Origin of the sequence: Flavobacterium sp. IMCC34518, assembly GCF_027111095.2 — a bacterium.
Classification (GTDB): Bacteria; Bacteroidota; Bacteroidia; order Flavobacteriales; family Flavobacteriaceae; genus Flavobacterium; species Flavobacterium praedii.
Genome location: NZ_CP114284.2, coordinates 3,833,768 through 3,858,984 on the forward strand (window position 1 = coordinate 3,833,768; position 25,217 = coordinate 3,858,984).

Sequence of the window (25,217 nt, forward strand, 5' to 3'; positions counted from 1 at the left end):
TTAACATGCTCTCGTTTTTGAAATTGTTTTTTTTATTGCCGAAACATCACAATATTGCCTAACTAGCCCAGATGGGAGGGAAAATCCTTTTATAAGCTTTGTCAAAGTTCAAAACTTTGACTAAGCTTATAAAAGATTGGAAGGACAGCGGGAACTATACCTCCAAAAACGCCTAATTTTTCGCTCCAAAACCTTTTATTGCTTCTTTTTGTGTTCCTAATAAATATCTCGCTTTAAATATTTTGCCATATTAAATAAATGAATTACTTTTGCACACCTTTTGGTGGATAGGAGTTTCCTTTAGGTATCAACAATTTAAGTAAAACAACTTCTGTTTTTTCTATCGCTTTGAGAAACTCAAGAAAAACAGAATACAAATTTTTTATCAGCATGTCTGAACAATTAAAATCACAAGAAGAGTTTTTAGCAAATTTTAACTGGCATAACTTCGAAGAAGGTATCGATGCAGTAGATGAGAAAAACTTATTAGAATTCGAAGAACTAGTATCAAAAACTTTCATCGCAACTGACCAAGAAGAAGTAGTTGAAGGAGTAGTTGTAAGAATCACAGATAGAGACGTTATCGTTGATATCAACGCAAAATCGGAAGGTGTTATTTCATTAAACGAATTCCGTTACAACCCAGCTTTAAAAGTAGGTGATAAAGTAGAAGTATTAATTGACATCCGTGAGGACAAAACTGGTCAATTGGTATTATCTCACAGAAAAGCACGTACTATCAAATCTTGGGATAGAGTTATTTCGGCTAACGAAACAGGAGAAATCGTTAATGGTTTTGTAAAATGCAGAACTAAAGGTGGTATGATTGTTGACGTTTTCGGTATTGAAGCTTTCTTACCAGGATCTCAAATTGATGTTAAACCAATTAGAGACTACGATGTATATGTAAACAAAATGATGGAATTCAAAGTGGTAAAAATCAACCACGAATTCAAAAATGTTGTTGTTTCTCATAAAGCGCTTATTGAAGCGGATATTGAAGTACAGAAAAAAGAAATCATCGGTCAATTACAAAAAGGACAAGTATTAGAAGGTGTTGTTAAAAACATTACTTCTTATGGTGTGTTTATTGACTTAGGTGGTGTTGATGGATTAATTCACATTACTGACCTTTCTTGGAGTAGAATCAACCACCCAAGTGAAGTTCTTGAATTAGACCAAAAATTAAACGTTGTAATCCTTGATTTCGATGATGAGAAAACAAGAATTCAATTAGGATTGAAACAATTGAACGCTCACCCATGGGATGCTTTGAACGCTGATTTGAAAATTGGTGACAAAGTAAACGGTAAAGTAGTTGTAATCGCTGATTACGGTGCATTTATTGAAGTTGCTGAAGGTGTTGAAGGTTTAATCCACGTTTCTGAAATGTCATGGTCAACTCATTTACGTTCTGCTCAAGATTTCGTAAAAGTTGGAGATGTCGTTGAGGCTGTTATCTTAACTCTTGACAGAGATGACCGTAAAATGTCATTAGGTATCAAACAATTGACTCAAGATCCTTGGACTGATATCACTGCTAAATACCCAGTAGGTTCTAAACATACAGGTATCGTTAGAAACTTTACAAACTTTGGAATTTTCGTAGAATTAGAAGAAGGAATTGATGGATTAATTTACATCTCTGACTTATCTTGGACTAAGAAAATCAAACACCCATCTGAATTTGTAAATGTTGGTGAAAAATTAGACGTAGTTGTATTAGAATTAGATGTTGATGGACGTAAATTATCTTTAGGTCACAAACAAACTACTGCTAATCCTTGGGATCAATACGAAGATTCTTTCGCTGTAGGAACTATCCACAATGGTGAAATTTCTGAAATCGTTGACAAAGGAGCTACTGTAGAATTCGGAGATGATATCGTTGCTTTCATTCCTACTCGTCACCTTGAAAAAGAAGACGGTAAGAAATTGAAAAAAGGTGATACTGCTGATTTCAAAGTAATTGAATTCAACAAAGAATTCAAAAGAGTAGTTGCATCTCACACTGCTATCTTCCGTGAAGAAGAAGAGAAAAACGTGAAAGCTGTAACTGAAAATACTTCATCTGCATCATCTACAAACGCACCAGCTGCAACTTTAGGAGATAACAATGATGTATTGGCTGCATTGAAAGCTAAAATGGAAAAATCAGAGAAAAAATAATTTCTTGATTTTTTGAATATAGAAAGCCCCACAGCAATGTGGGGCTTTTTTTTTGTTATTATTATATTTTTTTTAATAAGAAAAAGTGTTAAATAATTTCAAAAGTATATATTTGCTTTTCTAAATATTTACTTATGAAAAAAATCTACTTTTTAGTTCTGGCTTTTTGTTTTTTTAATGGATTGAGTGCACAGATTATTAATTTTCCCGATGCATCATTTAAAAATAATGTTGTAAATTATTATGCTGTTAAGGGTATTAATGGAGAAGATATTAAACTTGATAAAAATGGGGACAAAGAAATTGATGTTATTGAAGCGTTAGATGCGTATGGCATTGTTGAAGAAAATCATCCCTATATAACTGATATAACAGGAATAGAATATTTCACTAATCTCAGGTCTCTTAAAATACAAGGGAATGTTAACCTTAAAAAAATTAATATTTCAAATTTAAAAAATTTACAGTATTTAGATTGCAATTCTACTCGTTTAAATATGTTAGATCTTGCTGGGCTTTCAAAGTTAACTTATTTGAACTGCTATAATAATGGAATTGCTAAATTAGATTTAACAGGACTTACCGCTCTTAAAAGTTTAAATTGTGCACATAATGCCCTTAACGATTTAACAATTGCAAATTTACCTTCCTTGGAGACAGTTCATTGTGTAGGATTTAATGAATCAAATAGCTATATAATCTCAACCACTTTATTATTGCAAAATCTACCAAGTCTAATAGATATTGATTGTAGAGGTTCAAATATTTCTGATTTAAAAATGTCAGGAATTGATAAATTGGAATATTTAGATTGTAGAGACAATCAACTTACAACACTTGATGCTTCTGAAATGCATAGTGCTAAAATCATTTATCTTTCCAATAATTATCTATTAAATTCTGTATTTGTAAAAAACGGAAGTTACGAAAGTATATATATAGGAAATAACATAGGTGAAAATTTATTAAAATACATTTGTGTAGATGAATTTCAATTAGAAAATATGAAGGCTGGAATGGATTATAACTATCCTGAATTAAGAGGTAAATGTGTGATAAGCTCCTATTGTACTTTTATACCAGGCGGAATATCTTATAGTATAAATGGTAGTCAGAAATGGGATTCTAATAATAATGGATGTGATAATGAAGATCCTATATATCCATTCCTGAAATTTAATATTACAAACGGAATAATAACTCAAGATTTCATAAGTGATAAATCAGGAAACTACAACCTTCATCCTCAAGAAGGAAAACATATTATTACCCCTATTATTGTAGAAAATTCATCATTTTTTAGTGTATCACCTTCAACAGTAAATGTTGATTTCCCATCACAAACGAGTCCATTTATTCAAGATTTTTGTATTACTGCAAATGGTGTACATCCTGATTTAGAAATCACCTTAATTCCATTAGAAGTGGCTAGACCTGGTTTTGATTCAAAGTATAAACTAGTTTACAAAAACAAAGGAAATGTAGCTCAATCAGGAACTGTTAATTTATCTTTTGACGATGCTGTTTTGGATGTAGTGGTTTCGAATCCTATAGTTTCTAGTCAAAACACAAATAGTTTATCTTGGAATTTCTCCGATTTAAAGCCATTTGAAACTCGTGAAATTACCTTTACTTTAAATGTAAATAGTCCGATGGAAACTCCAGCAGTAAATAGCGGCACTGTTTTGCATTATACAGCAACAGTAAACTCAGCTGATGTTGATGAAAATCCAAATGACAATATGTTTGTTTTGAATCATACAGTTGTAGGTTCTTTAGATCCAAATGACAAAACGTGTTTAGAAGGTGATGTTATTACTCCGAGTTTAATTGGTGAATATGTACATTATTTAATCCGTTTTGAAAATACTGGAAATTATGCTGCACAGAATATTGTTGTAAAAGATATGATTGACTTATCAAAATTCGATATTTCGACTTTGGTTCCAAATGATGCCAGCCATTCGTACATCACTAAAATTTCTGACGGCAATAAAGTGGAGTTTATTTTTGAGAATATTAATCTTCCTTTTGATGATGCCAACAATGACGGTTATATTGCTTTTAAGATCAAAACCAAATCGACTTTGAAAGTAGGAGATTCATTTGATAATGAAGCTAACATCTATTTTGATTATAATTTCCCTGTGTTAACTAATAAAGCGACAACTAAATTTGCGACAACTTTAGGAACACAAGACTTTGAATTTTCTAATTATTTTAAAGTGTATCCAATTCCAGCAGATGAAGTTTTAAACATTTCTGAAATTCAGAATGTCGAAATTCAATCCATTGCTGTTTATGACATTTTGGGACAAATGGTAATTGCGCTTCCTAATTTAAAAAATACTTCAAAAATTGATGTATCTAATTTAAGTTCTGGAAATTATTTTATAAAAATAAAATCAGACAAAGGAAGTTCAAGTATGAAGTTTATAAAAAACTAAATTTTAAAAAAATCAGAAAAAAAATAATTTCTTGATTTTTTGAATATAGAAGGTCCCACAGCAATGTGGGGCTGTTTTTTGTGCTATATTTAATCACAATAAATTTCAGTTCTTATATTACTATTAAATGACGAAAGTATAATTATTTATATCAACTACTATTTTGAATTATTTCACTAAAGAATGTATTATTAAAAAAAAATATCTTAAATATTAAGTTAAATGTATGTTAAGTTATGAGAAAATGTTTATTTTTGGGAAAATCCTACATTTTATATGATTCCAAAACTATTTTCGTCAAAACATTTTATATGCTACGTTTGTTTAAGTTTCTATATATTTTTTTTATGCTCTACAAAAGTAAATGCGCAATGTGCAGGAAATGACAAATCCATTGATGTTTGTGATATTACAAATCCTGCTAGTCAAAATATTGATCTTAATCTAATATTAGACTTAGGTCATACTCTTGGAGGAACATGGAAAGATGATGATAAATCAGGAGGATTTGATAAAACAACGGGTATTCTAAATGCACAATTAATCAGAAAAAGTGGTGTGTATCATTATACTTATACCGTTACTGGAGTTTCTGGTTGTCTTGATAACACTGCCATTGTAACCGTTACCATTGGAGGATACACAGGGGTACCTGCGCTCAATTCTTCGATTTGTAATGCCAATATGGCCTATAATTTATTTGAGGCTTTTAATGGTAGCTTTCTAGCACCTCAGTCTGGAGGCACTTGGGTTGGAAATACAAGTGCTGTGGGTTTAACCAAAAATATTCTAAATGCTACAAATTTAAATTATGATACTACTTACGAATATACGTATTCAATACCCGCTATAGGTTCTTGTGCGGCACCTCCTGATGCTAAAGTTTTTGTTACAATTTATCGTTCTCCGGAACCTGGAATTCCTACTGATTTAAGATTGTGCTCTAATGGGTTAAGTTCTTATACCAATTTTAATTTAAATGATCTATTAACAGGTGAAGACCAAGGTGGAGTTTGGACCGAAGTCTTAACTGATGAAATTGACAATAACGACGATACAGATTCTACTGTTGATATCCAAAATATTTATAATACCAAAGGTCCAGGAAGTTATCGTTTTACGTATACGGTATTCACAGATAATAATGTTTGTGATGATGAAACCTCGAATGTCGATATCACAATAGAAAAACTACTTGATTATACAGGAGCCACTTTAAACTTAAATACTCCAATTTGTGAAAATGAAATTGCAACAACTGCATTTTCTGGAACTATACAAAATGTTAATGATATTCCAGACGGAACCTATTCCGTGACCTATACAATATCGGGTAATGGATCACCAATAACTAAAACTAGTAGCTTTTTTAATAATGTTTTGACTTTTCCAATTGATAGGAGTAATTTTTCTGCTTCTGGAGATTATACCATAACCGTTACAAATATTGTTAGTGGGTCAACACTTAACATTTGTAACAATATAATTCCTTTAATTTCGAGAGTAATTCAAATTAACCCAATTCCTAAAATTAACAATGCGACACTAACGATTAATCCTGTATGTCAGAATGAAGATGCAACGGTAGCTTTTTCTGGAACTTCAAATCTTACCGATGGAACTTATGCTATTTTATACAATTTAACTGGATTAAATATAGTAAGTAGCGTTTCGGGTGTTATGAATGTTATTGGAGGAATTTCTTCTTTTCTAATTCCAAGTGGTTTAATACCTAAATCAGGTAAAACGACTGTTACCATTACCAAAATCACTAATACTGCAACTGGTTGTGCCAATTCGTCGACATTGAATAAAGAATTTACCGTAAATCCTTTACCAGATGTTTCAAATTTGGCCATTGTCATAAAAGATATTTGTCAAGGACTGCCTGCAACAATTGACCTGACTGGCTTAGGTTCTTTGACGGATATTTCTATAGATTATACTATTTCTGGAGTCAATTCTGTATTAACTCAAACTTTAGCGTTGACTGTTGTTGGAGGCACAAAGAGTTTTGCTATTCCAGCGACAGATATTCCAAATGTTGGATTGACGACATTTACCATTACCAAAGTGACCAATGTATTAACTGGTTGTTCGATTACAATATTATTTCCTAAAGATTTTACTGTAAATCCAATTCCAGCAATTCCTGTTGCAATAGACCAAAAATTTTGTACTGCTGATACTCCAACAGTTACCAATTTGCAACCACAAGGTACACAATACCAATGGTTCGATTCTGCAGTAAGTACAGTTCCATTAATAAGTACAACTCCATTATTATCTGGAAATTACTTTGTAAAAGAAGTAAATGCGTTGACAAAATGTGAATCTCCTTTAAAAATGATTGCAGTGCAAATCAATTCTACTCCACAAATCAACACTGCAACATTAACAATTGTACCTATTTGCCAAGGATTCAATGCGGTAGTCAATTTTTCTGGAACTTCCAATTTGGCGGATGGGGATTATGATATTCTTTACAATTTAACAGGCGCTAATATTGCTTCTGCCAAATCTGCGATCTTGACTATCACTGGAGGTTTGGGATTGTTTCCAATTGCTTCCAACTTAATTGCAAATGCAGGAAATACTACTATATCAATTACCAATATCACAAACTCAGTGACACTTTGTACCAACAGTTCTACTCTAACGAAAGTTTTTGTTGTCAATGCGGTACCCGATGTCACAAATATGGTTGTGACTGTCAAAGATGGGTGTTTGGGTCAGGATGTAAATGTTGACATTACTGGATTGGGAACTTTAACGAATATTACATTGAGCTATGCTGTAAATGGAACTAATACAATAGGTTCTCAAACAGTTTCTTTGGCGGTAAGCGGGGGTAAAACAAACTTTATAATTCCAGCATCTTCGCTTTCTGCAACTGGCAATAATACTTTGGATATAAACAATTTAACCAATGTATCAAATAGTTGTTCGGCACTATTTCCAAGCCCAATATCCAAAAGTTTTGCTATAAATATAATCCCTACTATTCCAATTGCAACTGATCAAAAATTTTGCGAGACAGATTTAAAAACGGTAGCCAGTTTAAATCCAAATGGAAATCAATACAAATGGTACGATTCGCTTTCTAATTCAACACCATTGGCTAGTAATAAACTTTTGGTTTCAGGTATTTATTATGTAAAAGAAGCTAATGGTACAACTGGATGTGAATCAGCTGCGGCTTCAATTAATGTGCTTATAAATGTTGTGCCTTCTCCAACTTTAAATCAAAACGGACAAGAATTTTGCGGAATAGATAAACCTACTATTCTTAATTTATCCAATAATACCAATTCGAATAATAACTTAACCTGGTATGATTCAGCTACAAATGGCACAGTACTTGCTAATAGCGAGTTACTTTTGGAAGGAACAACTTATTATGGTTTTAATTTAGATACAAATACAAACTGTTATTCCAATCCATTGGTAGCAACGGTTACTCTAACCGATTGTACCGCAACAGAAGATAACTTCTTGATTCCTGATGGATTTTCACCAAATGGAGATGGAGTAAATGAAACCTTTGAAATAGTTGATATCGAATTTTTATTCCCTAATTATACTTTAGAAATTTACAATCGCTATGGGAATTTGATGTTTAAAGGCAATATCAACAAACCTGCTTGGGACGGGAAAAATTCCAATTCCAGCTTTATTAATGGTGACGCACCAACAGGAGTTTATTTTTATGTTATCAATTATAATAAAGACAATTTGTCTCCAAAACAAGGCCAACTTTATTTAAACCGATAATTCAATTTTTTACTTATAAAATTTATTCTAATGAAGAAAATAATACTTCTAGTGTTTTTTTTCCTTTCTATACTAAAGGCATCCGCACAGCAAGACCCTCATTTTACGCAGTATATGACAAATATGAGTGCAGTAAACCCAGCCTATGTAACAAACACACCTTCTATACTTAATCTAGGAAGTTTGTACCGTTACCAATGGTCTGGAATTAAAGGAGCTCCAAAAACGGTAACACTCTTTGCTCATACACCGATAAATGAAAAGATAGAAACAGGTTTCTCTTTAATTTCTGATGATATTGGTGATGGCGCCAAAAAGGAAACCAATTTCTTTGCTGATTTTGCTTATATTCTTCAATTGAATGAAAAACAAAAACTTTCATTTGGACTAAAAGCTGGTTTTTCTTCCATAAGCACCAATTTTAATGGCTTTCAATTGAATAGTGGTAATATTTCTACCGATGATGCATTTTCTCAAAACACAAATGAAACAGTACCCAATATCGGAGTAGGAGGGTATTATTTTACCAATAATTATTATGTTGGTATTTCGATACCCAACTTGCTTTCGGCAGAACACATCAAATCAAGAGCTCCAATTAATTCGTTTGGACCACAAGAAATACATACTTATTTTACTGGAGGTTATGTTTTTGATATTGATGAAAACTTCAAATTCAAACCTGCTTTTATGTCTATTTTTGTAAAAGGTGCTCCGGTTTCTGTTGACCTGACAGCCAATGTGTTATACAATGAAAAATTTGAACTTGGAGCAGCTTATCGATTTGGTGATTCGGTTAGTATACTAATGAATGTCAATGTAACACCTAGTTTAAGAATAGGGTATTCTTATGATTACACCACCTCAAATCTAAGTCAGTTTAATTCGGGTTCTCACGAAATTGTACTCTTATACAATTTGGATTTATTGGGTAAAGGGTATGATAAATCACCTAGGTTCTTCTAAAAAAGTAAACATGAAATATATATACATACTCCTTTTCGTATTTTCAATCCAATTTGCAAAAGCCCAACAGCAGGATTTGCAAAGGGCAAATGTTTTATTTGGTAAAACCTATTATAGCGCTGCTATACCTTTGTATGAAAAGGTAAGTGTTAAAAATCAGACTGTTGAAGTAATTCAAAAACTAGGTGATTGTTATTACTTTACTAATGATTATAATAAAGCTCAAGAACAATATTCCTTATTAGCTCAAAACAAAAATTTGGACGAAGGATATTATTTTAGATATTCTCAAACGCTGAAAGCCAGGGGAAAATACGCAGAAGCAAATGATTTAATGCGAAAATTTTATTTGGGTTCAAATAATAAAGCAGCGATTGAAAAATTAGAAAGGGATATAAAAGAACTTAAAAATGTGACTGCTATTGGCGAACGATTTTCGATTCAAAATTTGGCATTAAACACAAAAAATTCAGAATTTGGAGGGGTTGTTTTGGGGGATAATTTAGTATTTGCAGCGGTTAAAAAGAAACCAACTCTATTGGACAAAAAGTACAAATGGAATAATGAATCATATCTTAATTTAGTTAGTGTTTCATTAAAAAATATAAATGCAAATGATTCTATAGTAAGCTATTTTTCTAAAGATTTAAAATCGCCTATGCACGAATCCAATGCTATTTTTACCAAAGATGGCAAAACAATGTATTTTACTCGAAACAATTCTAATAATGGAAGAAGAGGAAAGAATGCAGACAAAATTTCGAATATTCAGATTTTTAGAGCTGAGTTAGTCAACGGCAAATGGATCAATATTAAAGCTTTGCCTTTCAATAGCCCAGATTATTCAGTCGAACATCCTGCCTTAAGTCCAGATGAAAAAACATTGTATTTTGCATCGGATATGCCTGGAACTTTGGGTTCATTGGATATTTTTAGCGTAACTGTTGATGGTTTTAGTTTTGGTACTCCAATAAATTTAGGAGATAAGATAAATACATCCAAGAGAGAACAATTTCCATTTATTTCTAAAGATAACAAATTGTACTTCTCTTCCAATGGGCTTGAAGGTTATGGTGGTTTAGATATTTTTGTTTCCGATATTCAAAGTAATTCGTATTCCAAAGCTTCAAATGTAGGATTACCTGTAAATTCGGGTTATGACGATTTTGCTTATTATATTGATTCAGACTCCAAGGAAGGTTATTTTTCATCCGACAGGCTAGGAGGTAAAGGGAAAGATGATATTTATTCTTTGAAACAAACCAAAGATTTACTCATTGAAGATTGCAAACAATATATTGCTGGTATTATTACTGATGTGGATTCACATGTAGCGCTTGAAAATGCAATTGTAATCTTGAAAAACACTTCGAATCAAGAGCTTGGAAAAGTATACACATCATCGGATGGAAAATTTAGTTTTGCAATAGGATGTGAATCCAATTATTCGGTATTTGCTACCAAAGAAAATTATACTGAAAATTCAAAAAGCTTCAATATTTCAGGAGAAAGAAACAAAGTAAATGATGGTTCTATGGAAATTCGTTCCTTTGAAATTATCAAAAAGGAAGAGCAAGTGGCTTTGGATAAAAAAGTTGCTGCCGATTTACTTATAGCGAAACAATTGAAAGCTGCCGAATTGGTTGCTTTGGAAAAGAAAAAGAAAGTAGATGCAATTGCTTTACAGGAAAAGAAAATTGCGGATGCCATTGCTCTAAAACAAAAGAAAAAAGAGGATACTATTGCACTTGAAGCGAGGAAATTGGCAGATATAGCAGCAGTGCAACAATTGAAAAAAGACAAATTGATTGCAGATCAAAAGGCTAAAGAAATTGCAGAAGTTAAGAAAAAAGAAAAAACAGCAGCCATTGTTTCCGCCGAGAAAGATGTTGTAAAAGATAGAGACCGTTTAATCATCAAAACTGATCCTATTTATTTTGATTATAATATGTGGTACATTCGAAAAGAATCCAAAAAAATATTAAATCGTGTAGTGGAACTGATGAATAAATATCCAGAAATGGTGGTTGAAATTGGTTCGCATACTGACAATCGCGGGAATGATAAATTCAACAAAGATCTTTCTCAAAAAAGAGCAGATGCTACAAGAACCTATATTTTGGAACAAGGAATACCCAAAAATAGAATTTCTGCCAAAGGGTATGGTGAATCGGTTCCAATTGTAAAATGCATTCCAGAAGATTCCTGTGATGAAGAGCAACACGAATTAAACAGAAGAAGTGAATTTGTGATTAAGAATTTATAATTTATCAAAAAAAAACGACACCCATTTCACAGATTGGCACAGATTTTTAGATATAAAAAAAACCTAATTTCTTAATTGAAATTAGGTTTTTCATAAATAGTAAAAAGAGTTTATCTCAAACTTGCACCAAGTTCTGTTTCAAAATTCTTTTTCAGTTTATTCATAATTTTGTCAATTTGAGCATCTTCTAGCGTTTTGGTTGTATCTTGTATGATAAAACTCAAAGCATAGGATTTTTTACCTTCTGGTAAATTTTGTCCTTCGTAGACATCAAATAAATTAATATCTTTTAACAATGCCTTTTCGGTTTGTCTTGCAATATTATAAATTGAATCATATGATACACTTTGATCTACTAATAAAGCCAAATCTCTGCGAACTTCAGGATATTTTGGAATTTCAGTGTATTTAATTTTACTAGACATTAATTTTAAAACTATAGCCCAATTAAAATCGGCATAGAAAACTTCTTGTTTGATTCCGAAATGTTTTAGAACTGATTTCTTAACAACACCAAATTCAACCAAAATATCACTACCTATTCCTAAAGCAATTCCTTCTGAAAACACATCTGTATTTACTGCAACATTTTTTGCATTTGAAATTCCTAATCTTGATAAAATTCCTTCAATATATCCTTTGAACAAAAAGAAATCGGAAGGTTTTTGGGGACTTGTCCAATTCTCTTGGTTTCTATTTCCTGTTTGAAATAATGTTAAATGTTTAATTTCCTCATAACCGGATAGGAATTTATGATACGATTTCCCAAATTCAAATAATTTTAAATCGGAATTTTTTCGGTTAATGTTATACGATATAGCTTCTAATCCCGAGAAAAGCAAAGATTGACGCATCGTTGCCAAATCACTACTTAATGGATTAAGCATTGTTACATTATATTCTTCTTTTAACATTTCAGAAAGTTGTACATAAGAAGCTGTTGTCAATGAATTGGCCATCATCTCATTAAATCCTTGTGAGTTTAATTGAGAAGCAACAATGTTTTGCACTTTATAATCCTCATTTCGTGGAGAATTTGAAACGGTAGCATTCAATTTTTTGGAGAACAGAATATTATTATATCCGTACACTCTCAAAATTTCCTCGATAACATCGATTTCTCTTTGTACATCAACTCTATATGCAGGAATAGTCAATCCCAAACCAGCATCTGAAATACTATTTACTTTAATTTCTAACGAAGCTAAAATTTGTTTAATTGTATCTTTAGGTAATTCTTGTCCGATAATTCTTGCTACATTTTTAAAATTTAAAAACACGGCAAAATCTTCGATCTTCTTTTGGTATATATTAACAATGTCAGATGTAATTTCCCCCCCCGCTACTTCTTGTATTAATAAGGCTGCTCTTTTTAAAGCATATTCTGTTATTGTTGGATCAATACCTCTTTCAAATCGAAAGGAAGCATCGGTATTTAATTGATGTCTTTTGGCTGATTTTCGAATGCTTACTGGATTAAAATAGGCACTTTCAAGGAAGATAGAATTAGTAGTTTCAGAAACTCCAGATTTTTTACCACCAAAAACACCAGCGATACACATAGGGCCTTTTTCGTCACAAATCATTAAGTCTTCTTCATGCAAAGTTCTTTCTATATCATCTAATGTTGTGAACTTTGTTCCGCCCGGAAGGGTTTGCACTATGATTTTTCCAGTAATTTTTCCAGCATCAAAGGCGTGAAGAGGTTGACCTAAATCATGTAATACATAATTAGTGACGTCAACAATATTATTCTTTGGATTGATTCCAATAGCTTTTAATCTATTTTTTAACCAATCTGGAGATTCTTTAACAGTAATTCCTGAAATAGTTACTCCACAATATCTTGGAGCCAATTGAATGTCTTTTACATCAACATCAATTTTTAGAGTTCTTTTATCGACTCTAAAATTACTTACAGATGGAGTAATTAATTCTACATTAATACCTGTTTGGATTAATCCAGCCCTTAAATCACGTGCTGTTCCAAAGTGACTCATTGCATCAGCACGGTTTGGTGTTAAACCAATTTCGAAAACTTCATCATTTTCAATTTTAAAAACTGTAGAAGCCGATGTACCTGCTGGAATTGCATTATCAAGCACCATAATTCCTTCATGACCTTCGCCAAGACCCAATTCATCTTCGGCACAAATCATTCCATGGCTTTCTTGTCCTCTTATTTTTCCTTTTTTAATGGTAAAAGAACTTCCATCTTTATCATATAATACAGTACCGATAGTAGCTACAGGCACTTTTTGTCCCGCGTCAACATTACTGGCACCACAAACAATTTGCAAAGGAACTCCATCTCCAAGATCAACAGTGGTTATTTTCAATCGATCGGCATCCGGGTGTGGAATACAAGTAAGAATATGTCCCACTACAATTCCTTCTAATCCACCTTTTACGGATTGGTATTTTTCTACGATTTCAACTTCAAGTCCTAAATCAGTAAGCAATGCAGCTGTTTCATCTGATTTCCAATCTATTTTAATGAACTGTTTTAACCAGTTATATGATATTTTCATGCGAAGCTAATATTTGTTTTTTATTTAATAAGTACCACTACTATTGATTCCAGGTTGTTTTGGAATAATTGTAATTAAATTGTAAAATTTTTAAGACTGCAAATATAATCAATGTTTCTTGAGGGTCAAAGCTAGTTTGTATCAAAGTTTAAAACTATTACAACAAAATTCAACGCTGTATTTAAATTTTTTCCTCAATATGTTTTTTTATATTTTTAATTTTTAATGTAGTTGAACGCGATCTATAAAAACCAAAAAAAGTATCAAATTCTATAGAAAGGTTATAAGAATCGTGTATTTTAATTAAGAAAATCTCTTAAAATTGAAGATTTCCTGCGAGTTCCCTTAAAGTAATTTCGGATAATTTTGCTTGAAATTGTGCTGTACTCAAACGAATTTTTGAATTGATATAATTCAATTGAGCGGCTCTAAATTCAACAGAAGTTATTGTTCCTATTTTGAATTTTTCAGCTGTAATATCAAGATTTTGTTTTGAAATGGCTGTATTGTTTTCTTCTAAATCAATCAAATCTAAATTGGTTAAATAAATTTGAAAAGCCACTGTCAAGTTACTCTGCAAGTTAATTGTTTGCTGTTCAATTACTAACTTTGAATTTTCTACTTGCATTTTAGCAATTTTCTCATTTCTGTTTTGAGCATTTCCATCAAATAAATTTAATGAAGCTGTAAAACCATAATTCAATCCGCGCGCAGAAGATTGGGTATTAAAACCAAGGCTAGAAGTTGATTCATTAAAATTGTATCCCGTATTTACTTGTACAACTGGATAGCGATCCGCTTTAATTTGCTTTAAATCCAATTCTGATACCTTTTTATTAATGATTTGAATGATCAATTCAGGGTTTTGTTTTTCTGCCAATGCTAATAATTCTGATAGCTGCAATTTTCTATCAACAGTTATATTCTTAGAAACAATAAAATCGCTTTTTAAATCTCTAGCCAATATTTTATTTAAAAGTGTTTTTGCGTTGGCATAAATCTGTTTTTCTTTTAATAAATTTCCGAGATCGGTATTCAAATCAACTTGAGCATTTAAAACATCCAGTTTTGAACCTTTTCCTATGGTATAACGATTTTTTGTGAATTCTAATCTTTTCTTGGAAATTACAATTGTAGAATCCAAATCTTCTAGTTTTTGTTGTTCTTGAATCAAATCATAATAAACAGAATTTACACTACTTACCGTATTTACAATGGTCTTTTTTAACTGTGCATCGCTCAAATTTTGTAATTCTTTCAATTGATCGAATCGGGCAAACATTTTTAAACCATCAAAAATAGTCCAGTCCAGACCTACACCATAATTTAAATTATTATTCTGAGCATTTTTTAATTCAACTGTAGTGCCATCTAAACGAGTTTGCGAAGTATTTTGAACACTTTTATTATCAGATGCATTGGCGCTAATTGATGTTAGCATTCCGGCATTACCAATGGCAACATTGGTTTTATCCATTTTTAAATTATTGTCGGCAATTTTTATTTCATAATTGTTTTCCAATGCAATTTTAATGGCATTTTCTAATGTTAAAATTCCTTGTGCATTTCCTATTGCAAAGCAAAAGAAAAGCAACAGTAGACTTCTAAAAAATAGTTTGGTATTTATCATAATTATTTACTTTCATTTATATTATCAAAGAATTGATTTTTTTTGAATTAAAACCATTTCTTTAATCAATTGAAAATTTATTTTTTTACTTCGTTTTCATATTCGTCAATATGGTCAAATTCAGGATAATGCTTTCTTGCTTTAGACCACATTAAATACAAAGCCGGAATTACAAATAAAGTAAGCACCAATGAAAAAATAGTACCTCCTACAATGACAACTCCCATTCCAATTCTGCTGGTTGATGCTGCTCCTAAAGATAAAGCAATAGGCAATGCCCCCAAGGATATAGCCAAACTTGTCATTAAAATAGGACGTAATCGCGCTTCCGAAGCTTCTAGAATTGCTTCTAATTTTGGTTTTCCCTGTTCACGCAATTGATTGGCAAATTCCACAATTAGTATTCCGTTCTTGGTTACTAATCCAATCAACATAATGGTTCCAATTTGACTAAAAATATTCCAAGTTTGATTGAACAACCAAAGTGAAAATAAAGCACCCGCAACGGCCATTGGAACAGTCAAAATAATAATAAAAGGATCAATAAAGCTTTCAAATTGTGCTGCTAATATTAAAAATATTAGTAACAATGCCAATCCGAAAGCAAAAGAAGTATTCGAACTACTTTCAACAAAATCTCTAGATTCTCCCCCTAAATCGGTTGTAAAAGAATCATCGAGTACTTTGGCTTTAATTTCATTCATTGCATCAATTCCATCGCTTATACTTTTGCCTGGAGCGAGACCTGCAGAAACTGTCGCCGACATATATCTATTATTATGATACAATTGTGGCGGATTACTTTGCTCTTCAATAGTAACCACATTGTCCATTTGAATGAGTTGTCCTTTGCTATTTTTTACATACATTGAAGTTAAATCCAAAGGTTTAGAACGATCTTGTCTTTCAAACTGGCCAATAACTTGATACTGTTTTCCATTTCTCATAAAATATCCAAAACGTTGTCCGCTGAGTGAAAGTTGCAAAGTCTGAGCAATATCTTTTACGGAAACGCCTAAACTCTCTGCTTTTTCTCTATTTATTGAAACATTTATTTCGGGTTTATTAAATTTTAAATTCACATCTGTTATAGAAAAAGTTTCATTTTTGGCAGCTTCATCCATAAATAATGGAATTTTTTCTCTTAATTTTTCAAAATTTGGTGCTTGAATAATATATTGTACGGGTAAACCACCACGTCTATTTACCGCAATAGTTGGCTGTTCAATAACTGACGTTTTTGCAACTGAATATTGTTTAGTGATTTTGGTTAATTTTTCGGCAATTTCTTTTTGTTTCAACTTTCTTTCAGAAGGATCCACTAGAGCAATACGTACTCTACCGCTGTTTACGGTTGAAGCGCCAAAACCTGGGGAAGTTATCACCAAAGCGACTTTTTTTTCTGGAATAGAATCATCTACCAATTTTGAAATTTCTTGCATAAATCGATCCGTATATTCATAGGAAGAACCCTCTGGAGCTGTTACAGACATGACAATAGCCGAACGGTCATCATAAGGAGCCGTTTCTTTTTGAATTATATTAAAAAACAAATAAATCAGTCCAAAACAAGCTATTAGAATGGGAAAACTCAACCATTTTTTCTTCATAAAACGATTCAAAGCATCAGCATATGAACTATTTAATTTTTCGAAATACGGTTCTGTTTGTATATAAAACTTAGATTTTTTTTGTTCTCCGCTTTTCATTAAATAAGCGTTGAGCATGGGTGTTAGAGTTAAAGAAACAAAAGCTGAAATTAAAACGGCTGCACCAATCACTACACCAAATTCCCGAAACAATCGCCCGACAAAACCTTCGAGGAAAATAACCGGTAAAAATACCGCAGCTAAGGTGATTGAAATAGAAATTACCGCAAAAAATATTTCATTCGAGCCTTTAATTGCCGCTTCAATTGGTGACATTCCTTCTTCGACTTTTTTGTAAATATTTTCGGTTACAACAATACCGTCATCTACAACTAAACCAGTTGCAAGAACAATTGCCAATAAAGTAAGCACATTTATAGAAAAGCCAAAAAGCCACATAATAAAAAATGTAGCAATAAGAGAAACTGGTATATCAATTAATGGTCTAAAAGCAATTGCCCAATCCCTAAAGAACAAGAAAATAATCAAAATCACCAAAATAATCGAAATCCCTAATGTTTCAGCTACTTCAATTACCGATTGTTTGACAAAAATAGTATTGTCAATTACAATATTTAGTTTAATATCTTTGGGTAAATCTTTTTTAAGCTTTTGAAATTGTTTATAAAAAGCTTTAGAAATGTCCAAATAATTAGCTCCCGGAAGTGGTACGATGGCAACACCTACCAATGGTAAACCAGATTGGCTCATTTTGGTTTCTACATTTTCGGGTCCCAAAATTGCAGAACCAACATCGCTAAAACGAACAATTTTCTCTCCATCTGAGCGAATAATAATATTATTAAATTCCTCTGGTTTAGAAAGATTTCCGACCGTTTTTACAGTAAGTTCCGTGTTGCTTCCCGTTAATTTTCCAGAAGGTAATTCAATATTTTGCTGGTTTAATGCTTCTCTAACTTCCGATACTGTACATCCATACGAAGCTAATTTAACTGGATCAATCCATAAACGCATAGCGTATCTTTTTTGTCCCCAAATCTGAATTCCGCTTACACCTGGTATTGTTTCTAATCGTTGGCCTATAACATTTTCTGCATAATCACTTAGTTCCAAGGCATTTCTGGAATCACTCTGAACGGTCATCGAAATAATTGCATCTCCATTGGCATCAGCCTTAGAAACAACTGGAGGAGCATCTATATCCTGCGGCAAATCTCGAATGGCTTGAGATACTTTGTCTCGAACATCATTAGCAGCTTCCTCTAGATTTTTATTCAAATTAAATTCAACTGTTATATTACTACTTCCTTGAATACTAGAAGATGTTACATTTCGAATACCATCTATCGAATTGATTGCTTTTTCTAGAGGTTCAGTAATTTGTGATTCTATAATATCCGAATTGGCTCCTGTATAATTGGTTCGTATCGAAATTTGAGCAGGATCTATAGATGGAAATTCCCGCACACCTAGATAAGTGTAACCGATAATACCAAATAAAATAATCGTTAAATTCATAACGATTGTCATTACAGGTCTTTTTATACTTAATGTAGATAAACTCATTTAAAAGATTTTAGATTTTAAAACGCAGATTTTAGATTTATGATGTTTCTGCTAGCAATGAATATTCTTTTTTTAAACTATTAAAATTTGCTGAATTAAGTTTTGAATCACTTAAACACAATTTAGCTAGTTATCAATTGGGTGCGTTGTAAACTTTTGATTTATAAACAAAGATTTTAGATTAAAAAAAACAATTCTTTATATACAACTTCATATAAATTTGAAATAAAGGATTGTTTCTCGAAAATCAAAAATCTAATTTTTTGAATTTAAAATCACCTTAATAGGGGCTTCATCTTTTAAAGACATTACTCCACTTGTCAACAAAGTATCTCCCGCTTTTAAGCCCGAAAGCACCAAGATAGAAGCATCTGTTCTATTGGCAGTTTCAACCATAACCTCTTTGGCCATTCCATTTTTAGAAATATATACTTTTTTACCATTTTGAACAGGAACAATAGCTTCGGTTGGAACTACAATTGCATCTTTTATGACACTCAGCGGCAAAAGTACATTAGCAAATGTTCCTGGCAATAATTTCCCTTGACTGTTTTCGGTAATTGCCCTAACTTGAAGAGTTCTAGTAGTAATAGCAACTTCAGGTTCAATAGCATATACTTTGGCAGTGAATTTTTCATCCGAACCTTCGACTGTAAAACTCAAAGTTGTGTTTGTCTTTACTTGGGAAGCATATTTCTCTGGAATCGAAAAAGTGATTTTCAATTTACTGCTGTTAACCAATTTTGCGACTAAAACTGTTGGAGTTATATAAGTTCCTGGTGAAATAGAACGAAGTCCAATTTTTCCTGAAAAAGGAGCACGAACAGCAGTTTTGGCAATTTGAGCTTTAATTAATTGGGTTTGGGCTTGTGCAGATTTATAATCGGCTCTTGCAAAATCATATTCTTCTTGACTTATCGCTTCTTTTTGCAACAATAATTTTGCTCTTCTCTCATTTTCTGCGGCTAAACCTTCTTTGGTACTGGTTTGCGTTAATTGTGCTTTTAACTCTGTATCATTTACTTTGAACAACAATTGCCCTTTGGATACATTACTTCCTTCTTGAAAATAAATACCTTCAACAATTCCTGATACTTCTGATCGAATCTCAATTTGTTCATTTGCCTCAATAGAACCGGAAAGTGATAAATTATTGTCAAAAGTTTTAGGATGAACAACTATTCCTGTTACTGTAATTGGTTTATCTTTTCCTTCTTTGTCTTTTGGCTCGCTGTTTTTTGCTTTATTTGAAGCAATTCTATAACCAATGAATCCAACAAATCCAATTATTAATAGGGTGTAAATGATGTTTTTTATTTTCATGGGGAGAGCTATTTATCTTTATATAAATTAGATATAAAAATAGGGTTAGGTTTCAGAAATTTTAGTTAAATGCAAATTTAGGTTATAGAATTGGGAATATTAGAATTGTTGATTATTATTTAACGTTTGTACATACAAATATTGAAAATTGAGATACTGAGAAACTAAGATTAGAAAAATATGTTGTGAGTTGAAAAAAAATTTTCTTATAATAATAGAAACTCAGATTCTTAACCTCTTAGCAACTTTAAAAACTAACTAATATAATTCCAAATGTTTTTCTTTTTGGTTAATTCTATAAAAACGGCTTTAAGGATTGCGTTTTCAGGTTTTTGTAAAGGGGCATCGTCTTTGAGAATTTGAATGGCATAATTTCTAGCCAATAATAGGATTTCTCTATCCCTGACAATATCAGCAATTTGAAGATTGAGCACACCACTTTGCTGGGTTCCCATTAAATCACCGGGTCCACGTAATTTCAAATCGACTTCGGCAATTTCGAAACCGTCGTTGGTTCTCACCATCGTTTCCATACGGGTTTTACTGTCACTGGACAATTTAAATGAAGTCATCAAGATACAATAACTTTGATCGGCACCACGCCCAACACGACCGCGCAATTGGTGCAGTTGCGATAATCCAAAACGCTCGGCACTTTCGATAATCATTACAGAGGCGTTGGGTACATTAACACCGACTTCAATTACGGTTGTTGCAACCATAATATTAGTTTTTCCTTCGGAGAAACGTTTCATTTCTGCATCTTTTTCGACGGGTTTCATTTTGCCATGAAGGATTGAAATGGAGTAGGTAGGCAATGGAAAATCACGAGAAATACTTTCGTAACCGTCCATTAAATCTTTATAATCCATTTTTTCTGATTCTTGAATTAATGGATAGACAATATAAATTTGGCGTCCTAAAGCGATTTCATCCCGAATGAATTTCCATACTTTTAATCGATTGGAATCGAAGCGGTGCACGGTTTGAATAGGTTTTCTTCCGGGAGGCAATTCGTCAATCACCGAAATGTCTAAATCTCCATACAAACTCATTGCCAAAGTTCGCGGAATAGGAGTTGCCGTCATCACCAAAATATGCGGTGGAATAACATTTTTTTTCCATAATTTGGAGCGTTGCTCTACGCCAAAACGATGTTGTTCATCAATAACCGCCAGTCCTAAATTTTGGAATTTTACTTTGTCTTCCAGCAAAGCATGGGTACCGATAAGGATTTGCAAAGTACCATTTTCCAGTTCTTCGTGTATAATTCTACGTGTAGCGATTTTGGTTGAACCCGTCAGTATTTTTATATTGATGTTTAAAGAAGCTGCCAATTCAGACAATCCTATAAAATGCTGATTCGCCAAAATCTCTGTTGGTGCCATTAAACAGGCCTGAAAACCATTATCAAGTGCCAGAAGCATGCTCATAAAAGCAACAATGGTTTTCCCAGAACCCACATCACCTTGGAGTAATCGGTTCATTTGGGCATTGCTTCCCATATCAGTTCGAATTTCCTTAATTACTCTTTTTTGGGCATTTGTCAATTCAAAAGGCAAATGATTTTGATAAAAGTCGTTGAAAAATTGCCCTACTATTGAAAAAGGATGTCCCTTTATTTTATGTTTCCGAATTAGATTCTTCGTTATCAATTGCAATTGAATAAAAAATAATTCTTCAAATTTGAGTCGGAATTGGGATTTCGCCAAAATTTCGGCACTTTTGGGAAAATGAATATTGAACAAAGCTACATTCTTGGGAATCAGCTTAAGTTCATTTGTTAAATAAGCAGGCAAAGTTTCACTAAATAAGGCCTGTGTTTCCAGAAACAATTGCTGCATGATTTTGTTAATCACCCGATTTGTAATGCCGCGATTGGCCAAAGTTTCAGTGGATGGATATACGGGTTGCATGGCCGAACGCAGACTTTTTTCGTGCTCGCTCAACAACTCGATTTCGGGATGCGCCATGCTGTATTGATTTCCGTATTGGGCACATTTTCCAAAAATAACACAGACTTCATTGAGCTTCAAACTCTCTTTAATCCATTTGTGTCCTTGAAACCAGTTGAGATCCATTTGTCCTGTATCATCAACAAATGTAGCGACCAAACGTTTTTGGTTACGACCAAATTCAACCGTTTTGATATTGATAATTTTACCAATAATCTGTACTTCGGCAATATTATTTTGCAACTCATTAATTTTATAGTACCGAGTGCGGTCAATATACCGATTTGGAAAAAAATTGACTAAATCACCATATTTAAAAATCCCCAATTCCTTACGCAACAACGCGCCCCGATTGGGACCAACGCCTTTGAGAAATTCTATGGGAGTATCTAGGAGATTATTGGACATTTTTCTTGTACACGGATTAAACAAATTTGCAAATACAAAAGCGCTGATGAAAACGGATTTTTATTTTTGAAGCGAAGATAGTTTTTTGTTTGGAAATTTGGAAATGGGATTGTTTAGGAAATACAATAAGAAAATTATTATATTTGAAAAATACAACAATTTTTAATATAATAACCTAAATGAAATTAACCCTAACCACTGTATTAGTTTTGCTTATCTTCATCATCAATTTAAACGCTCAAGTAAGTAAAGAAAACTATAAATTCTCTGGCGATATTGAGACTTGTATGGAAAAAGACACTGTTCCATGGAGATTTCAATATGGAGCAACTTATTATTCAATATGCGGAAATTATAGAAAGGCATTGCAAACATGGGACAAAACGATGTCAAAAGTACCTTCCCTTACTGCTCAAGACAGTTCTTATTTTAAAGAATTTAAACCTCAAGATGCTAAAGAATATATTTTAAATTGTTCAAAAAATGAAAAGCTTATCATAATTAATGAAGCTCACAATAATTCCAGACATAGGGTATTCACTAAATCATTATTAAAAGGATTATATAAAAATGGATACCGTTTTTTGGGAATTGAAGCACTTGCAGACACATTAATAAATCGAAGAAAATTCCCTGTTTTAAAGAGTGGAAGTATGTATATCCATGAATCTCAGTATGCAAATTTAATCAAAGAAGCATTGGATGTAGGTTTTACTTTATTCAATTATGAATATAAATGGGTCAAAGGCAAAACACAAAAGGATAGAGAAATTGAAGAAGCAGAAAATATTGCAAAAGTAATGGTCAAAAACCCCAATGCAAAGTTTTTGATTCACTGCGGTTATGATCATCTCAACGAAGGAATTCCAGGTATAAAAGAATGGGAAAAAGCAATGGCTTCTAGAGTACATGATTTAACAGGAATCAATCCGTTTACAATTGACCAAATACCATGTTCTGAAAAGGGAGATTTAAAATTTAATACTCCTTATATTCAAATGGCTGATATAAAAAAACCTTCAATAATGGTAAATGCTCAAGGAAAATTGTATAATGGTAAAATTGGGAGTGAAAGAGGAGATTGTAGCATTATTTTCCCAGTAAGTACGTATATCAATCAAAGACCAAATTGGCTTATATTAGATGGACAAAGAAAAGCTTTTCATTTCACTACCAATTCAATTTCAGAATATCCTGTTCTAGTTATGGCTTATCGAAAGGATGAATTCGAGCAAGAAGGAATTCCAGCTGATGTTATTTAAATAACGAATAAAGATGAAAAATTAGATTTAATTTTGGACAAAGGCGATTTTCGAATAATTGTTAAAAATAAAGATTATAAAATTATTCAGGATTATCTGCAGAAAATTAAGTAATTAAAAAAAATATTGAATTTAAAAGATGAAAGTACAAGCAATACTATTCTAAAAAGAAACCTTATTTTTGCCAATAGACTTTAGCAAACCAAAATAGATTTAAATTAAAAAAACACACCCGAAAATAATGGTTATTGACAAAATAGAAAACTACAGATTATACAGTACCCTTACCAAAAGATTGGCCAAAGGATTTGAATTCATTACAAACACTGATTTAGTAGCAATAGAACCTGGCAAATACGAAATTGACAACGAAGATATTTTTGCAATCGTTCAGGAGTATGATACCAAAGAAGTTCAAGATTGTGTTCTGGAAGGACATCATAAATACACTGACATTCAATATGTTATTCAGGGGGTCGAACTTATGGGATTTACTCCTTTAACAAATCAGGAGGTTGTGGAAGAAAATTTAGAAAAAGATTATACTTTCTATCAAGGAGAAACGTCAATGTTTAGAGTAGAGGAAGGAATGTTTACGTTGTTTTTTCCAGAAGATCTTCACAGGCCTAGTGTAAAAGCAGATCAAATTTCGAAAGTAAAAAAAGTGGTGGTAAAGGTAAAAATTTAATAAACTTTTTATATAGTTCCTTATAAACACAATACTTTTACAATTCTAAAAATAAAAAAATGACAACTCATCTCGCACTTCTTCGTGGCATCAATGTTTCAGGGCACAATATGATGAAAATGGACGCTTTGAAAGCAACTTTAGAAGCTATTGGTTTCAAGAATGTGCAAACGTATATACAATCCGGAAATGTTTTTGTGGATACCGAAGAAGAAAATGCTGCAAAAGTGGGTTTTCAAATCAAACAAGAAATCTTCAAAGCTTTTGGTCATGAAGTTCCTATTGTTGTAATTGGAAAATCGGATTTAGAAAAAAGTCTCAAAAACAATCCATTTCTGAAAGAGAAAGATGTTGACACTAAAAAATTATATGTAGCTTTTACTTCCATTGCGTTGCGAAGTGATTCTATCAATGATTTAAAAATGAGTCAGGTAAAACCCGATGAAGCACATATTGATGAAAATCGAATTTTTATTAAGTATGCTGTAGGAGCGGGAAAAACAAGATTTGATCAAAAATACATCGAGAAAAAACTGAATGTAACGGCAACTATTCGCAATTGGAATACTGTGTCGCAGTTGTTTAAAATTTATGAAGAAAAATAATAATTATAAAAATTGAC

13 protein-coding genes are annotated in these 25,217 nt (G+C 32.2%); 8 read left to right on the forward strand and 5 right to left on the reverse strand.

Annotated features, from left to right (window positions below):
• Positions 1-390: 390 nt before the first annotated feature.
• From rpsA to OZP06_RS16465, 5 genes are all read left to right on the forward strand, one after another.
• The gene (gene rpsA / locus OZP06_RS16445) at positions 391-2,169 is read left to right on the forward strand and encodes a 30S ribosomal protein S1 (RefSeq protein WP_269222827.1); all 1,779 of its coding nucleotides are present in this window, start codon (positions 391-393) and stop codon (positions 2,167-2,169) included.
• 134 nt (positions 2,170-2,303) lie between these two features.
• Complete coding sequence (locus tag OZP06_RS16450) at positions 2,304-4,616, forward strand: T9SS type A sorting domain-containing protein (protein WP_269222828.1); 2,313 nt, start codon at positions 2,304-2,306, stop codon at positions 4,614-4,616.
• A gap of 276 nt (positions 4,617-4,892) precedes the next feature.
• Positions 4,893-8,390, forward strand: coding sequence for a gliding motility-associated C-terminal domain-containing protein (locus tag OZP06_RS16455; protein ID WP_281323985.1), 3,498 nt, complete (start codon positions 4,893-4,895; stop codon positions 8,388-8,390).
• Between the two features lie 30 nt (positions 8,391-8,420).
• Positions 8,421-9,356 (forward strand): type IX secretion system membrane protein PorP/SprF, encoded by a 936-nt coding sequence (locus tag OZP06_RS16460; protein WP_281323986.1) that lies wholly within the window; start codon positions 8,421-8,423, stop codon positions 9,354-9,356.
• Between the two features lie 10 nt (positions 9,357-9,366).
• Positions 9,367-11,622, forward strand: a complete 2,256-nt coding sequence (locus tag OZP06_RS16465) for an OmpA family protein (protein ID WP_269222831.1) — start codon at positions 9,367-9,369, stop codon at positions 11,620-11,622.
• 110 nt (positions 11,623-11,732) lie between these two features.
• Here the strand turns inward: OZP06_RS16465 and pheT are convergent, their stop codons facing one another.
• From pheT to recG, 5 genes are all read right to left on the reverse strand, one after another.
• Positions 11,733-14,153 carry a phenylalanine--tRNA ligase subunit beta gene (pheT, locus tag OZP06_RS16470; protein ID WP_281323987.1) on the reverse strand — a complete coding sequence of 807 codons (2,421 nt, stop codon included), beginning with the start codon at positions 14,151-14,153 and terminating at the stop codon, positions 11,733-11,735.
• A gap of 316 nt (positions 14,154-14,469) precedes the next feature.
• On the reverse strand, positions 14,470-15,783 hold the full coding sequence (locus OZP06_RS16475) for a TolC family protein (RefSeq protein ID WP_269222833.1): 1,314 nt from the start codon (positions 15,781-15,783) through the stop codon (positions 14,470-14,472).
• 77 nt (positions 15,784-15,860) lie between these two features.
• Positions 15,861-18,959: an efflux RND transporter permease subunit gene (locus OZP06_RS16480; RefSeq protein ID WP_281323988.1), complete on the reverse strand. Its 3,099-nt coding sequence runs from the start codon at positions 18,957-18,959 to the stop codon at positions 15,861-15,863.
• Positions 18,960-19,214: 255 nt separating this feature from the next.
• Positions 19,215-20,282, reverse strand: coding sequence for an efflux RND transporter periplasmic adaptor subunit (locus tag OZP06_RS16485; protein ID WP_269222835.1), 1,068 nt, complete (start codon positions 20,280-20,282; stop codon positions 19,215-19,217).
• Positions 20,283-20,536: 254 nt separating this feature from the next.
• Complete coding sequence (gene recG, locus OZP06_RS16490; protein ID WP_281323989.1) at positions 20,537-22,645, reverse strand: ATP-dependent DNA helicase RecG; 2,109 nt, start codon at positions 22,643-22,645, stop codon at positions 20,537-20,539.
• A gap of 179 nt (positions 22,646-22,824) precedes the next feature.
• Between recG and OZP06_RS16495 the strand changes: the two genes are divergently transcribed.
• From OZP06_RS16495 to OZP06_RS16505, 3 genes are all read left to right on the forward strand, one after another.
• The gene (locus OZP06_RS16495; protein ID WP_269222836.1) at positions 22,825-23,907 is read left to right on the forward strand and encodes a hypothetical protein; all 1,083 of its coding nucleotides are present in this window, start codon (positions 22,825-22,827) and stop codon (positions 23,905-23,907) included.
• Positions 23,908-24,148: 241 nt separating this feature from the next.
• The gene (locus OZP06_RS16500) at positions 24,149-24,595 is read left to right on the forward strand and encodes a YhcH/YjgK/YiaL family protein (protein ID WP_269222837.1); all 447 of its coding nucleotides are present in this window, start codon (positions 24,149-24,151) and stop codon (positions 24,593-24,595) included.
• Positions 24,596-24,654: 59 nt separating this feature from the next.
• Complete coding sequence (locus OZP06_RS16505) at positions 24,655-25,200, forward strand: DUF1697 domain-containing protein (protein WP_269222838.1); 546 nt, start codon at positions 24,655-24,657, stop codon at positions 25,198-25,200.
• Positions 25,201-25,217 lie beyond the last annotated feature (17 nt).